The following is a 14,465-nucleotide window of genomic DNA, read 5'->3' as shown; positions in this document are numbered from 1 at the left end:
AGGGTTAGCGTTGCTAGCGAAAGGGACCGAAAGGAGTCACGGATGGCCATCGAACTCGGCCGAATCGCCGCGCTGGTCGCGCTACTGGGCACTGCGGTGGTCTACGGCACCGACGTCTTCTGTGCGGTCGTGATGCGACCGGCTTTGTCCTCGGTCGACGACAAAGCCTTGGTCGCGGTGATGGGAAGCGTGCACCGTTACGGCGACCGGCGCATGCCGGTGCCCGGGGTGCTGGGCTTTGTCGCCGCCATGGCGAGTGCGGCGCTGGCGGCGGCAACCAGACATTGGACGCAGGCGATCGCGGCGGGCGCCGCCGTGCTCATACTGTCGATCTGGCTCCTGCTCTACGCCCGGGTGAGCGCACCCATCAACCGTCAATTGACCGAGGCGGCCGACGCCGGGCAAGCACTGCCGAACGGGCGTGTGTTGCAAGCGAAGTGGGATCGAATCATCGGCGCCCGCGCAGTGCTGCAGGGTCTGGCCGTCGCTGCACTGTGCGTGGTGCTGAGCACATGACCGTTACCGTGGCCTATGCCCTCGCCGGACTGATTGCCGGCGGCATCATCTTCATCGGTGCACGATTCATCGTCGCGCCGGGGGCCGCCGCCGCCGGCTACGGTGTGCAACCAGATCTCGGCCGGCGATCGGCCAGGGCCTACCTGAGCGTCAAGGGTGTCCGCGACATCGCATCCGGGGTAGTCGTATTGATCCTGATGGCCGCCGGCGCAACCCAACTGCTCGGCTGCGTAGTGCTGGCCGCCACGATCATTCCGATCGCCGACGCGATCATTGTGCTAGGCAACGGTGGCCGTAAGTCGATCGCACTGGGAATCCACGGCCTCACCGCCGCCGTCATGCTGCTGACTTCTGCCCTGCTGCTTATGACCTGAGGAGCTCAGCATCTGTCCGTGCCGGACCGACGTGCACCGCTATCGGATCTCAACTCCGCAGCCTCTTCCCGTCCGCCGGCCTGAGCGTCACCGATAGCCGCGTTTCAGCAGGTGCTTTGCGCCGGCACTCATCGCGTCGGAACCGGCGACGGCGAAGTCGAACGCGTTGGCCAGCCGGTTGGTGATGTCGAAGGCCAACGCGACCGCCAGGGCATCGCGGATCTGTTGCGCGGAAACACCTTTGGCCAGTACGGCCCGGATATCGTCAGGGTCGATACGATGCTCGCCGGCGAGTTTGCCGAGCAGCAGCAGCGTCGCTCGCAGCTGTTCCCCGATGGGCGCGGCCGCCACATCGGTAAGGGTTGCGGCAACCTTCGCCGGGTCGGCATACCACTGGCCCGAGGTGGCCGAGTGCGCGGCGACGCAGAACGGGCACGTGTTGACCTGGGAGACGTAGGCCGCCATCAGTTCGCGCTCACCGACCGACCACTCCGAAGGGCCGCGCATAGCCTCGTGGGTCAGCGCTCCGGCCCCGAAGAACTCGCGGCGGTAGAAGGCCAACTTGACCGCGTCGACCACCGGGTGACCGGAGACCAGCCCGATCACGGTGAACAGCGCCTTCGTCGGCAACCGGTGGCCGCGGTCCAGGATCCCGAGCCTCATAGCCCCGCCGCCTCGGCAAGGGCGGCGAGCGCGTTGTCGTACTGGCGGCTTGCCTGCCCGACGGCGGCGCAGACCACGATCTCGAAAATCTGGTCCTCAGTTAGTCCGCTGGCGCGCACCGCCGCGACGTCCTCGTCGGTCACCTGGTGGGAGCGGAGCGCCACCTTCTCGACCAGGGTGCGCACGGGTTCGTCGAGGTCCGCGTTGTCGAATGCGGCGCGGCGCAGACGGCGCGGCGCCGTCGCATCGTTGTCCCGGATTCGGGCGACAAGCGCGCGGTGCAATGGGCTGATGTCGGTCATCGTCACGGGTTCCCTCTCGTTGGCGCCCAACCGTGTCGACAGTGCATTCTGCGCGGAAATTCAGAAATCGAGCCCGGAGAACATCACCCGACCAGGGTCCAACTGCTGGCGCACCGAGGTCAGCCGCGCCAGGTTCGACCCGAAGTACCGCGACGCCGAAGTGTTGGCCTCCAGGTAGTTGACGTAGCCGCCCACCGAGTACTGCTTGACCGTTTGATGCGCGGTGGCCACCCAGGTGCTCGCCGTGGAGGTGGACCCGCTGCCGGTCTCCACGTACCACTGCGCGACGGCCGCGGACTGGCGCCACGGGAACGCAGTGCCGGCCGAATCGACGTCACCGACCGCGCCGCTGAGCGTGTCGACGATCACCGAGGCGCGCCCGCCCTCCGGCGGCCACTTGCCGATGGCCCCGACAATCGCTTGTGCCGCAGCCGAATTCATGGTGCCGATGACATCGGACCCGGCTACGAACGCGCGCGGGGAACTCGTGGAGCTGCCGCCCGCCAGATAGGTCACCAGCTCCATGCGGCTCAGGGTCTTGTGCTCGGTCGCCGTCGGCGCCACACCGACCGCGGACTTGATCGCGTCGGCCACCGCGGCGCCAGAGCCGGCCGGGCAGGTGGCCAGCACATGGCAGGCGCCCTGGGATCCGTTGACGGACAGGTCGACCAGGCCCCAAGTGTTGCGGTCGGCTCCGGCGAGCCAGGACTGCCAACCGGTGAGCACCTGCGCGCCTGCCGTGGGTGCGAAATCGACGCGCACCACGTCGGAGTCGGCGGTGGGAAAGGTGTTGAACGTCAACGACGTCGTGACCCCGAAGTTGCCGCCCCCGCCGCCGCGCAACGCCCAGAACAGATCGGGATGGTCCTGTTCGGAAGCGGTGACGAGTTCTCCGCTGGGCAGCACCACCGTCGCCGACCGCAGCGCGTCACAAGCCAGACCGGCGTGGCGGGAGTCGGCCCCCATCCCGCCGCCCAGCGTCAGCCCGACCGCGCCCACCGTCGGGCAACTGCCGGTGGGGATGGCGCGGCCCGCGCCGGCCAAAGCCTGTTGTACCGCATACAGATTCGTGCCGGCCGGAACCGTGACGGTGCCCGCGACGGGATCGACGTTCACCCCACCGGTCAGGCCGCGCAGATCGAGCACCAGGGTGCCGTTGGCGCTCGACGCGCCGACGTAGGAATGCCCGCCGCCGCGCGGCGCGATCTTGAGCTTGTTGGCCACGGCGAACGCGACCGCCTTCTGGACGTCTGCCGGCGAGGTCACCACTACCACCGCGGCCGGACTGGACCCGTTATACAGCGAGTTGAACACCTGCTTACCGGTGGCGAAGTTCGCGTCGGACGGCAGCAGCACCTTGCCGCTGATCGAGGACGCCAGCGTGCTCCAGCCGCCGGCCGGCTCAGCCCGTACCTTCGTCGTCCCGAACAGCGCCGAGGTGGCCAGCGCTCCGGCGGCACCGCGCAGGAAGGCCTGACGAGAGATCATGGGTCGCATTGTTAACCGCCCCGGCCGCCAAACAAGTTGTCGTGCAACGTGTCGCCAGGCAGCGTGATGCGATCGTGTCGTTGGGCCGCGACCCCGGTACTCGATGGCGGCACGACCGACACCCGACAAAACGCAAGGCGGGCCAAACCTTTACGCCATCGTGTCCTGAATGAGACCGCGGCGGAGAAAGGTTCGTAGCGTCGTTTGAGTGCCACCGGACCTTGGTGCTCTCCAAAAACCTGAAGAGGGAGCTCACATGAACCGATGGCGCCATCAACCGTTGACCATCCGGCTGCTCGCGGGAGGCGCGGGGGTGCTCGCGGCGGTTGCGGCTTTCACCAGTGCCCCCGCCGAGGCGAGCCCGATCGACGACGCGTTCACCAGTGCGCTGTCCAACGCCGGCATCAATTACGGCGACCCGGGCAGCGCGGTGGCACTGGGCCAGTCGGTGTGCCCCATGCTCGCCAAGCCGGGCGGCAACCTCGCCGCCGCCGCTTCGCAGATTCGCGGCAGCAACGGCATGTCGCCGCAGATGGCCAGTATGTTCGCCACCATCGCGATCCAGATGTACTGCCCGTCGGTGATGGCCGACGTCGCCAGCGGCCAGATGCCGGGGGCCCTGCAACAGATCCCGGGAATGCAGTCCATCCCGGGTATGCAGTCCATCCCGGGACTTCCGCACTAGCGCCGAGTTACCCGGTGCCGAGGGGGTCGATGGTCCACGCGACGTAGACCATCGCCGCCCCGACCGACAACGTGGTCAAAAAGTCGGTTCCCCGGCTGCGCACCACCAACAGACCGGCCCGCTCGTCGGGCAGGGCGAGCCGCAGCACCGCGGCTACCCCTACCCCGATGCCGATCAGCAGCGCGCCGCGACGCCAGAAGTTGGCCCCGGCCAGCACGAACGCCACCAGGAAGATCAGCCCGACGAGCAGGATCGGCCATTGGGCACGGACCGCGCGCCCCAGGATGGCCCCGGTGGTCATCGCTGCTCGGCTCGCTCGACGACGTTGGTGAGCAGGAAGGCGCGGGTCAGCGGACCCACGCCGCCGGGGTTGGGTGACACGTGACCGGCGACCTGCCAGACGTCGGGGTGCACGTCGCCGGTGAGCTTGCCGTCCACCCGGCTGACGCCGACGTCGACGACGGCCGCGCCGGGGCGCACCATGTCCGCGGTCAGCAGGTGCGGCACCCCAACCGCGGCCACGATGATGTCGGCCTGTCTGGTCAGCGCGGGCAGATCACGAGTCCCGGTGTGGCACAACGTAACTGTGGCATTCTCCGAGCGCCGGGTGAGCAGCAGACCCAGCGGCCGGCCTACGGTGACGCCGCGGCCGATGACCACCACGTGCGCGCCGGCGATCGGCACGTCGTAGCGGCGCAGCAGGTGCACGATGCCGCGCGGCGTGCACGGCAGCGGAGCCGGATCGTTGAGCACCAGCCGGCCCAGGTTGGTGGGGTGCAGCCCGTCGGCGTCCTTGTCCGGGTCGACGCGCTGCAGCGCCGCGTTCTCGTCGAGCTGCTTGGGCAGCGGCAACTGCACGATGTAGCCGGTGCACTCGGGGTTGGCGTTGAGCTCGTCGATGGCGGCGTTGAGGGTGGCGGTGTCGATGTCGGCGGGCAGGTCGCGGCGGATCGAAGTGATGCCCACCTTGGCGCAGTCGGCGTGCTTGCCGCGGACGTACGCCTGCGAGCCGGGGTCGTCGCCGACCAGGATGGTGCCCAACCCGGGGGTACGGCCCGATTCGGTCAGCGCCGCCACACGTTTGGTCAGGTCGACGAAGATCTCGTCCCGGGTGGCCTTGCCGTCCAGCGTGATTGCTCCCACGCCAGACAGTCTGGCATGACGGCGAAGTAGGCTCCCGATATGGCAAGTCTCAGCCCAGGCCCGCCAGATGTTTTCAGCCCGGCCAAACTCGGCCCGCTGACCCTGCGCAACCGCGTCATCAAGGCCGCGACATTCGAGCACCGCACGCCCAACGCACTGGTGTCCGACGACCTGATCGAGTACCACCGCCAGCCGGCGGCCGGCGGAGTCGGCATGACCACCGTCGCCTACTGCGCGGTCTCCCCCGGCGGCCGCACCGGCGGCGACGGGTTGTGGATGCGCCCGGAGGCGGTGCCCGGACTGCGCCGGCTCACCGACGCCATCCACGCCGAGGGCGTGGCGGTGAGCGCCCAGATCGGTCACGCGGGACCGGTGGCCGACGCCCGCTCCAACAAAGCCACCGCGCTGGCACCGGTGCGGTTGTTCAACCCGATCGGCATGCGGTTCGCCCGCAAGGCCGACCGCGACGACATCGACGACGTGCTGGCCGACCATGCGCAGGCCGCCCGATTCGCGGTGGAGGCCGGCTTCGACGCGGTCGAGATCCACCTGGGCCACAACTATCTGGCCAGTTCGTTCCTCTCGCCGCTGATCAACCGGCGCGACGACGAGTTCGGCGGGTCGCTGGCCAACCGGGCCAAGGTGGCCCGCGGGCTGGTGATGGCGGTGCGCCGCGCCGTCGACCAGGGCCCGCGCCAGATCGCGGTCACGGCCAAGCTGAACATGGCCGACGGGGTGCGCGCCGGCATCACCACCGAGGAATCGCTGATCACCGCCAAATGGCTGGAGGAGGACGGCGGCCTGGACGCCATCGAACTCACCGCCGGCAGCTCGCTGGTCAATCCGATGTACCTGTTCCGCGGCGACGCGCCGATCAAGCAGTTCGCCGGCGCCTTTAAGCCGCCGCTGCGCTGGGGCATGCGCATGACCGGCAAGAAGTTCCTGCGCGAATACCCTTATCGCGAGGCCTATCTGCTGCGCGAAGCCAAGCTGTTCCGCGCCGAACTCAAGCTGCCGCTGATCCTGCTGGGCGGCATCACCAATCGCGAGACGATGGATCTGGCGATGGCCGAGGGATTCGAGTTCGTCGCGATGGCCCGCGCGCTGCTGGCCGAGCCGGACCTGATCAACCGGATCAAAGCCGACGGTGCGCAGGTGCGGTCGGCGTGCACGCACTGTAACCAGTGCATGCCCACCATTTACAGTCGCACGCACTGCGTGGTGACCGGCGCGCCTGACAAGCGGTGAACCCAGGGCCAACGGCTACAGTTGTCTGCGATGTCTCCGCCCGCGCCGCCTGCGCTGACCGTTCGCTACGACGGGTCGGAGCGCACGTTCGCTCCGGGCCATGATGTGGTGGTGGGGCGCGACCTGCGCGCCGACATGCGCATCACTCATCCGCTGATTTCGCGCGCTCATCTACTGCTGCGCTTCGAGCAGGGCCGCTGGCTGGCCATCGACAACAATTCCCTCAACGGCACCTACGCCAACGGTCGCCGGGTGCCGGTCGTCGACATCCGCGACGGCCAGAGCGTCAACATCGGCAATCCCGACGGGCCGCTACTGACCTTCGAGGTGGGCCGCCATCAGGGCAGAGCGGGGCGCCCGCCGCAGACCGAGGCGATGCGGCTGTCGGTCGGGGCGGGGCCGTCGGGCGCTTGGCCGGCGCCGGCACCCCCCGGACCGCCCGGCCCGTCCGGACCGCTGGGACCGTCCGGACCGCAGGGACCACCGCCGAGCGGGCGGCAGGCCAACTACGCCGGCCCACCCCCGTCTCGACCGATTTCCGGCCCACCTGCCGCGCCACCGGGGCAACCCATGTACCCGAGCAGCGCCACGCCGGGCTGGGCGCCACCCGGCTACCCGGTGAGTGGACCGCCGCCGCCGAACTATCCGCAGCCGCCACCCCCGCCCGCGCGGCCGGCACCGCCGCGGCCCGGGCCGCCGGTCGGCGCCAAGCCACCCGAAGGCGGCAACATCGCCACCAAGATGTTCCAGGCGCTGCTGACCCGGACCGGGTCGCAGGAGATCCCGGTCGGCTCGGTCACGCTCGGGCGGTCCACCGACAACGACATCGTCATCCAGGACGTGCTGGCCTCGCGACACCACGCCTCGCTGCAGCTGACGCCGCTGGGTGCGGAGATCCGCGACAACAACAGCGTCAACGGCACCTTCGTCAACGGTGTCCGGGTGGGCTCGGCGATCCTTTCCGAAGGTGACCTGGTCACCATCGGCAACGTCGACCTGGTGTTCACCGGCGGCACGCTGGTGCGGCGCACCGCGGCGGCCACCCGCACCGGCGGGCTGGAGGTCAACTCGGTCACGTTCACCGTCGAGGGTGGAAAGCAGCTGCTCGACCACATCTCGCTGACCGCGCGCCCGGGCACCCTGACCGCGATCATCGGCGGATCCGGTGCCGGCAAGTCCACGCTGTCGCGGCTGATCGCCGGATACACCAGCCCCAGCACCGGCAACGTGACCTTCGAGGGCCACGACATCCACGCCGAGTACGCCTCGTTGCGCAGCCGGGTCGGCATGGTGCCCCAGGACGACGTCGTGCACCGCCAGCTGACCGTGAACCAGGCGCTGGGCTACGCCGCCGAACTGCGGCTGCCGCCCGACACCAGCAAGGCGGACCGCGCGCAGGTGGTGGCCCAAGTCCTCGAGGAACTCGAGCTGACCAAGCACGCCGACACCCGGGTGGACAAGCTCTCCGGCGGTCAGCGCAAGCGTGCGTCGGTGGCCCTGGAGCTGCTCACCGGCCCGTCGCTGCTGATCCTCGACGAGCCGACCTCCGGTCTGGACCCGGCCCTGGACCGGCAGGTGATGATGATGCTGCGCCAGCTCGCCGACGCCGGCCGCGTGGTGCTGGTGGTCACCCACTCGGTGTCCTACCTCGACGTCTGTGACCAGATCCTGCTGCTCGCCCCCGGCGGCAAGACCGCGTTCCTGGGGCCGCCCGACCAGATCGGCGCGGCGATGGGCACCACCAACTGGGCCGACATCTTCACCAAGGTGGGCGCCGATCCCGACGAGGCCAACCGTCGCTTCCGGGAAGGCCACCGGCAGCCCGAACGCCCGTCGGAAGCCAGTCCGGCGGCCGACCTGGGCGAACCGGTGCACAACAGCGGGTTCCGACAGTTCTCCACCATCGCCAGGCGCCAGGTCCGGCTGGTCATCTCCGACCGCGGCTACACGGTGTTCCTGGCGCTGTTGCCCTTCCTCATCGGTGTGCTGACCCTGACGGTGCGCGGCAAGACCGGGTTCGGGATGGCCGATCCGCTCAGCAGCGCACCGAACCAGCCCGGACAGATTTTGGTGATGCTCAACGTCGGCGCGGTGTTCATGGGGACCGCGCTGACCATCCGCGACTTGGTCGGCGAGCGTCCCATCTTCAAACGCGAGCAGGCCGTCGGCCTGTCCACCGGGGCGTATCTGGCCGCCAAGATCGTGGTGTTCTGCGCGTTCGCGACCATGCAGGCCGCCATCGCCACCACCATCGCGGTGGTCGGCTGGGGCAAGCCGCTCTCGGATGCTGTGCTGCTGGGCGACGTGCGCTTCGAGCTGTTCGTCACGGTCGCGGCGACCTGTGTGACCTCGGCGATTCTCGGCATGGCGCTCTCGGCGATCGCCAAGTCGCAGGATCAGATCATGCCCCTGCTGGTGACCGCGATCATGTCGCAGCTGGTGTTCTCCGGCGGCATGATCTGGGTGACCAACCGCACCGGCCTGGACCAGTTGTCCTGGGCCACCCCGGCGCGGTGGGGTTACGCGGCGGCGTCGTCGACGATCGACACGCACCGGCTCACGCCGGGGCCGACCGATCCCAAGGATCAGCACTGGAACCACACCGCGAGCGCGTGGCTGTTCGACATGGGCATGCTGGCAGTGCTGTGCATCATCTACAGCTTCATCGTGTGGTGGAGGATCCGGCTCAAACGGCGCTAGTTCGGAGTGCCGGTCTATTCCGGGGACTCGTGGGTGGCGGATCGGGCTGAAGCGGTGATATGCACACCAATAATGGGCGTTCATACATGGCACGCGCTGGCCCAAAGCGAATTCGCGATAAAAGCGATGTAATTAGATGTGATTTACCTAGGAGGTGCGATATCCGCCGCCGGGAGGAAAAGGTGGCGGCTGCGATGTCGGCGGTCCGGGCGGCCAGGCTTGCGGATAGCCGGGCGGTTGAGTCGGCTTAGGCGCCGGTAGGGATGGCGTGCGGATTGCCATCAGTCGGGGGCCCGCGGCAACGAGAACAGCACTAATCGCCATTCCGATACCGAGAAAAAACAGGGTGGTAGCCCAACTGTCCCGCTCGGCCAGAATTGGAGCACAACTCACCTCCACATCAGTGTTCAGCGTGCCAGTGCCCCCGCCGAATGCGGACCCGCAACTAACCCCCCTCGACGGCGCGAGCGAAATTGACGAGAACCCCAGAATAAGTGATGTGATTAATGCGGTTATGCTGATTACCAGTAGTATTCGGACCGAACTCATTTATTGCTCCCCGATGAATTACCTGCGCTAGCCTTGAATTGTTGTGCGGCCAACATTCCTGTGTAGTCGCGATCTGCCGCGTGACGGTGATTACTCAATCACGTACCCAATCGAACCGCGAATGTCACTCGCGCGGCCCCTACCGCGATCCAGGGCGGACCTCGTCTGAACTCCCGTCCAATCGCAACCCGTGGGCCAGCGCGAATGCCATCGCCTGCGGCACGTCCACGCGCGCGCCGGTCAGCGACGCCGTCGTCCACAGCGACGGGTCGACGGCAGCGCCGCGCAGGTCGGCCTCGTCCAGCCGGGTGCCGATCGTCCGCGCGCCGCGCAGATCCGCGCCCCGCAGCACGGCCTTGCGCAGGTCGGTCTGCACCAGGCTGGTCTCGCGCAACCGGCACCCGCTCAGATCCACCCCGCGCAGGTCGTTGCCGCCGAGCACGGCCAGCGTGAAATCGACCTCGTCGAACGTCACGGGCCGCAGCCGGCACTGCGAGAACACCGAGCCCAACATGCTGCAACCGGCAAATGTGCTGTGCCACAACGTGGTTCGGGTGAAAGTGCAGTTGCGGAAGGCCGACCCGCGGTGTTGCGATTCGGCCAGGTCGACGCCGCTGAAATCGCACTCGGTGAACACCACGCGTTCGGTCTGCAGCCGATTCAGATCGCAGTCGCGGAAATCCTCGCCGGTGAATTCCCGGTCAGTCCATTCCGGCAACTCAGTTGCTCAGGCTGGCCAGCGCGTACTCGCTCACCGCGATCAGCGCGTCGGTGGCCGAGCGCCGGTCGCGGGCATCGACGCTGATCACCGGAATGTAGTCGGGCAGGGTCAGCGCCTTGCGCACCTCTTCGACCGGATACCTTGGCGCGCCGTCGAATTGGTTCACGGCAACCAGGAACGGCAACCGGCGGTGTTCGAAGAAGTCCACGGCGGCGAAGCTGTCCTGCAGGCGCCGCAGATCGACCAGCACGATCGCCCCGATCGCGCCGCGCACCAGGTCGTCCCACATGAACCAGAACCGGCGCTGGCCCGGCGTGCCGAACAGGTAGAGCACCAGGTCGTCGGCCAGGGTGAGGCGGCCGAAATCCATCGCGACGGTGGTGGTCCGCTTGTCGGGGGTCGCCTCGATCATGTCGAGACCGGCCGAGGCGTCGGTGACCATCGCCTCGGTGCGCAGCGGCATGATCTCCGACACCGCACCCACAAAGGTCGTCTTGCCCGCACCGAAGCCGCCCGCGATGACGATTTTCGTCGACGCGGTGTCGTGCCCGTCGGGGCGCACCTCAGAGTGCCCTGAGACCACGCAGGGTCCTTCCTATGAGTTCGTACCGCTCGTCGCGGGTCGAACGGTCGGTCAAGGTCCTGTGCACCCGAAGGTAACCGGCCGTGACCAGATCACCGATCAGGACGCGCGCAACACCGACCGGTAAATCCAGCCGGGCCGCAATCTCGGCAACCGACGGGCTGCTCGTACACAGCTCGGTGATCCTGCCCCGCATGTCGCTGGCCGGCCACGGCCCGGCCCGCAGCGCCTGCACCGGCGCCTCCAACGGCAGGTCGACGTCGGTGCCGGTGCGCCCGGCCGTCAAAGTGTACGGGCGCACCAGGTTCGGCGGCGTCAGCGGTGCGTCGCGTCGGTCCATCGCGGCTCGGGTTCGGCGCGGCGGGACGACTGCACCACATTGCCCACCTGTTCTACCAGGATGGCCATCTCGTAGCCGATCTGGCCGATGTCGCACGACGGCATCGCCAGCGTGGCCAGGTGCGAGCCGTCACCCACGCGCATCAGCAGCAGGAAGCCGTTCTGCATCTCGACCACCGACTGCAGCACCTGCCCGCCCTCGAACAGTTGCGCGGCGCCGGTGGCCAGGCTGGCCAGCCCGGAGGCCACCGCGGCCAGCTGGTCGGCCCGCTCGCGCGGCAGGTGCTCGCTGGCCGCGACCGGCAACCCGTCGACCGACACCAGCAGCGCGTGCGCCACACCGGGGACCTCGCGCACGAATTTCGACACCAGCCAGTCCAGCGGGCTGTAGGAGGATTGGACGGTCACTGCTGCTCGGCCCCCTGCTCGCTGCTGTGCCGGGCCTGCGACCGCCCGGAGCGCACACCGCTGAAATGGCTCCCGATGGAGGCACGGACGGCGTCGGGATCGGGATGGAATCCGCCGTTGGCCGGTTTCTCGGCTGCCTCCGCCGCGCCCGGCACCAGCCGCGCTCCGGGGGTGCGCATCGGCAGGCCGTGTTCGGTGTGTGCCTCGACGGGCCGTTCCTCGGCTTCGGCGGCGGCCGTCCAGCCGCGGTCCCACACCGTTTTCCAGTCCAGGTCCGGGCTTTGCACCAAGTCGTGCGGGTCGCCCATGATTTCCGACAGCATCCGCTGGTAGATGACGTCGTCGTCGTCGGGACCCGACGGCTTGAGGTCCGGCGGTTCGGCGGGCTTGGCGGCCGGCACCGGCTTCGCGGCCGGCTTGGGTGCCTTCGGTGACGGGCGCCGCGCGAAGAAGGCCGACGTGTCCGACGCGGTCTTGGCCGGCTGCTGCGGCGGCGCCGGCGGCGGCTGCGACTGGGATCCCTTCTCCCACCACGGTGTCGGTAGCGGGCGCTTCTGCTTGGACTGCTCCGGCTCCCGCTGCTGCGCGGCCGGGGCAGGCCCGCCCGGCTCGGCGGTGATGCCGCTGGAACCGGGACTGCGGCGCGGCAGCGACGTGACGGACAGCCCGCCGGTCTGTCCTGGCGCGGCCGCCAGTCCGGCGGAGCCCTCCGGGGCGGCGGGCGGAGTGACCTTGAAGAACTGCCGCTGCGGAGGCGGTGCCGGTGCGCGCTGCTGCTGCCCTTCGACCAGGGTCGCCAGCGGCAGGTACACCTCGGCGGTGGTGCCGGTGCCCGATTCGCCGGTCGACGGCCCGCGCAGCCCCACCCGCAGGCCGTACCTGGACGCCAGCCGGCCCACCACGAACAGGCCCATGTGCCGCGCATTCTCCGGTGTCGGGTCGGGGGTGCCGCCGGGCTGCAACCGCATGTTGGCCATCCGCCGGTCGGAGTCGGTCATGCCCAGGCCCGAGTCGGCGATGCGCAACAGCACTCCGCCCTCGCTGCCCCGCACGGCCGACACCTTGACCTTGGTGTTCGGCGGCGAGTAGCGCAGCGCGTTGTCGATCAGTTCGGCGAGCAGGTGGATGACGCCGCCGGCGGCGCTGCCGAGCACCGTGCAGTCGGGTATCGCACCGGTTTCCACCCGGCGGTAGTCCTCGACCTCGGAGACCGCGGCGTTGATCACCGTGGCCAGCGGCACCGGATCGCGCTGGTCGCGACCGATCTGCGCGTCGGCGAGCACCAGCAGGTTGGCGCTGGTGCGGCGCAGCCGCGCGGCCAGGTGGTCGAGCCGGAACAGGTTGTCCAGCCGCTCGGGGTCCTCTTCGTCGCGTTCCAGCCGGTCGATGAGGGCCAGTTGCTGGTCGACCAGGGAACGGCTGCGCCGCGACATGGTCTCGAACATGTCGTTGACCAGCAGGCGCAGCCTTGCTTCGTCACCGGCCAGCAGCAACGCCTGCGTGTGCAGTTCGTCGACGGCGTGGGCGACCTGCCCGATCTCCTCGGTGGTGTAGACGGCCAACGGCTCGGGGACCGGCTCGGCCCCGGCGCGCACCCGGTCGATCTCCCCTTCCAGGTCGGTGTGGGCCACTTTCAGCGCGCCGTCGCGCAGCATCCGCAGCGGCTTGACCAGCGCGCGCGCCATCAGCAACACGATCAGCAGCGCGACCGCGATCGCCGCCAGCACCAGCACGGTGTCGCGGACGGCGGCCGAACGGCGGTCGTCGGCCTGGGCCTGCACCGCCTTGGTCACCTGGGTTGTGGTGTTGTCGATGATCTGCTCGGCGATGTCCTTGGTGGTCCGGATGGAACGCAGCAGGTCGGCGTTATCGACGAGCACACTGTCGGGATCGGACATGATCGCCATCCGGGTGACCATCTGCTGCTGCAGGTTCTTGGCGTCGGGGGAGCCGACCCCGAGCACCTCGCTCATGCCGAACAACGTCGACGGTTCGGTGCCGGCCAGCGTGATCATCGACGTGCGAAGTTGCGGCTCGGGCAGCTCAGCGCCGCGGCTCACCAGGATCTGCTGCAGCGTCATCTGGCCGCGGGCGCCGACGGCCCGGCTCAGGCCCTGCACCTGGGAGCGGATCTGTTCGCTGTCCACCCGCACCGAGGCGTCGATCGCGTCTTCGGCGGTCAGCAGCAGGGGGGCGTAGCTGGTGATCCGGTCGCGCAAGCCGAGCCTGTTGTCCAGGGCCTTGTCCAGCAGCGCCTGCCCGCCGTTGAGCAGCGTGTTACCCCCCGACCGGACGTCGGCGATCACGTCGGTGTCCGCCAGCCGGGCCTGCAGCTCGTACTTACGGGCGCCGAAGTTCGCTTTCGCGCCCTCCACGTCGTGGCCGGTGGAGCTGGCCAGCAACGCCACATCCAGTGCCGACATGTATTTGGTGATCGCGGGGATCACGCCGGCCCGCGCGGCGGCCAGGCGCAGCGCGCTGGAATTGGCCAGCTCTGCGTGAATCCGAAGCGCCCCGAACACCGTCGCCAACACCAGCGGAACCAGTGCGATGGCGAAGACTTTCCATCGGACCGGCCAGTTGCCCAGCGACCAGGACGGCGGCCGTTTCGCCTTCGCGGGGGCGGCAGTGGGCGAGGGTGCAAACTCGGGCGGAACCGCCGCGGCCGGGTTGGCCGGGCGGGCGAACATGGTCACGGCGTCGCGGCCGGGGCCGCTTCTTCCGGTGGCGTCGCATGGAACGAGAG

General features: G+C 68.9%; 15 protein-coding genes. 5 read left to right on the top strand and 10 right to left on the bottom strand.

Going from position 1 to position 14,465, the window contains the following annotated elements:
* Positions 1-42: 42 nt before the first annotated feature.
* Positions 43-516 carry a DUF1772 domain-containing protein gene (locus L6444_RS05855; RefSeq protein ID WP_236981298.1) on the top strand — a complete coding sequence of 158 codons (474 nt, stop codon included), beginning with the start codon at positions 43-45 and terminating at the stop codon, positions 514-516.
* Positions 513-890 (top strand): DUF4267 domain-containing protein, encoded by a 378-nt coding sequence (locus L6444_RS05850; RefSeq protein WP_236981296.1) that lies wholly within the window; start codon positions 513-515, stop codon positions 888-890. Before L6444_RS05855 ends, L6444_RS05850 begins: the two co-directional genes overlap by 4 nt.
* Positions 891-977: 87 nt before the next feature.
* Here the strand turns inward: L6444_RS05850 and L6444_RS05845 are convergent, their stop codons facing one another.
* The 3 genes from L6444_RS05845 to L6444_RS05835 are packed head-to-tail and all read right to left on the bottom strand — an operon-like array spanning position 978 to position 3,352.
* On the bottom strand, positions 978-1,553 hold the full coding sequence (locus tag L6444_RS05845; RefSeq protein ID WP_236981295.1) for a carboxymuconolactone decarboxylase family protein: 576 nt from the start codon (positions 1,551-1,553) through the stop codon (positions 978-980).
* The gene (locus tag L6444_RS05840; RefSeq protein ID WP_236981294.1) at positions 1,550-1,855 is read right to left on the bottom strand and encodes a hypothetical protein; all 306 of its coding nucleotides are present in this window, start codon (positions 1,853-1,855) and stop codon (positions 1,550-1,552) included. Before L6444_RS05840 ends, L6444_RS05845 begins: the two co-directional genes overlap by 4 nt.
* A gap of 60 nt (positions 1,856-1,915) precedes the next feature.
* Positions 1,916-3,352, bottom strand: a complete 1,437-nt coding sequence (locus L6444_RS05835) for an FAD-binding oxidoreductase (protein WP_236981293.1) — start codon at positions 3,350-3,352, stop codon at positions 1,916-1,918.
* A gap of 247 nt (positions 3,353-3,599) precedes the next feature.
* On the opposite strand from L6444_RS05835, the gene L6444_RS05830 reads away from it, so the two are divergent.
* Complete coding sequence (locus L6444_RS05830; RefSeq protein ID WP_236981292.1) at positions 3,600-4,028, top strand: DUF732 domain-containing protein; 429 nt, start codon at positions 3,600-3,602, stop codon at positions 4,026-4,028.
* Positions 4,029-4,035: 7 nt separating this feature from the next.
* On the opposite strand, the gene L6444_RS05825 is transcribed toward L6444_RS05830, so the two are convergent.
* Positions 4,036-4,329 (bottom strand): DUF3017 domain-containing protein, encoded by a 294-nt coding sequence (locus L6444_RS05825; RefSeq protein WP_236981291.1) that lies wholly within the window; start codon positions 4,327-4,329, stop codon positions 4,036-4,038.
* The gene (locus L6444_RS05820) at positions 4,326-5,171 is read right to left on the bottom strand and encodes a bifunctional methylenetetrahydrofolate dehydrogenase/methenyltetrahydrofolate cyclohydrolase (RefSeq protein WP_236981290.1); all 846 of its coding nucleotides are present in this window, start codon (positions 5,169-5,171) and stop codon (positions 4,326-4,328) included. Before L6444_RS05820 ends, L6444_RS05825 begins: the two co-directional genes overlap by 4 nt.
* Positions 5,172-5,210: 39 nt before the next feature.
* Between L6444_RS05820 and L6444_RS05815 the strand changes: the two genes are divergently transcribed.
* Positions 5,211-6,419 (top strand): NADH:flavin oxidoreductase, encoded by a 1,209-nt coding sequence (locus L6444_RS05815; protein ID WP_236981289.1) that lies wholly within the window; start codon positions 5,211-5,213, stop codon positions 6,417-6,419.
* Between the two features lie 30 nt (positions 6,420-6,449).
* Complete coding sequence (locus tag L6444_RS05810; RefSeq protein WP_236981288.1) at positions 6,450-9,119, top strand: FHA domain-containing protein; 2,670 nt, start codon at positions 6,450-6,452, stop codon at positions 9,117-9,119.
* Between the two features lie 688 nt (positions 9,120-9,807).
* Here L6444_RS05810 and L6444_RS05805 read toward each other — a convergent pair.
* Genes L6444_RS05805 through L6444_RS05785 form a run of 5 tightly spaced genes read right to left on the bottom strand, consistent with a single transcriptional unit; the run spans position 9,808 to position 14,415 of the window.
* Positions 9,808-10,386 carry a pentapeptide repeat-containing protein gene (locus L6444_RS05805; RefSeq protein ID WP_236981287.1) on the bottom strand — a complete coding sequence of 193 codons (579 nt, stop codon included), beginning with the start codon at positions 10,384-10,386 and terminating at the stop codon, positions 9,808-9,810.
* A 1-nt stretch (position 10,387) separates the two neighbouring features.
* Complete coding sequence (locus L6444_RS05800) at positions 10,388-10,951, bottom strand: GTP-binding protein (protein ID WP_370653148.1); 564 nt, start codon at positions 10,949-10,951, stop codon at positions 10,388-10,390.
* Between the two features lies 1 nt (position 10,952).
* Entirely contained in the window at positions 10,953-11,312 is a 360-nt protein-coding gene (locus tag L6444_RS05795; protein ID WP_236981285.1) for a DUF742 domain-containing protein, read from the bottom strand.
* Positions 11,288-11,719 carry a roadblock/LC7 domain-containing protein gene (locus L6444_RS05790; RefSeq protein WP_236981284.1) on the bottom strand — a complete coding sequence of 144 codons (432 nt, stop codon included), beginning with the start codon at positions 11,717-11,719 and terminating at the stop codon, positions 11,288-11,290. Before L6444_RS05790 ends, L6444_RS05795 begins: the two co-directional genes overlap by 25 nt.
* Complete coding sequence (locus tag L6444_RS05785) at positions 11,716-14,415, bottom strand: sensor histidine kinase (RefSeq protein ID WP_370653087.1); 2,700 nt, start codon at positions 14,413-14,415, stop codon at positions 11,716-11,718. Before L6444_RS05785 ends, L6444_RS05790 begins: the two co-directional genes overlap by 4 nt.
* Positions 14,416-14,465: the final 50 nt, after the last annotated feature.

It is taken from the genome of Mycobacterium kiyosense (genome assembly GCA_021654635.1).
Taxonomy (GTDB): Bacteria; Actinomycetota; Actinomycetes; order Mycobacteriales; family Mycobacteriaceae; genus Mycobacterium; species Mycobacterium kiyosense.
Note: the sequence above shows the minus strand (reverse complement) of the source record. Positions and strands in the feature narration are given on the sequence as shown.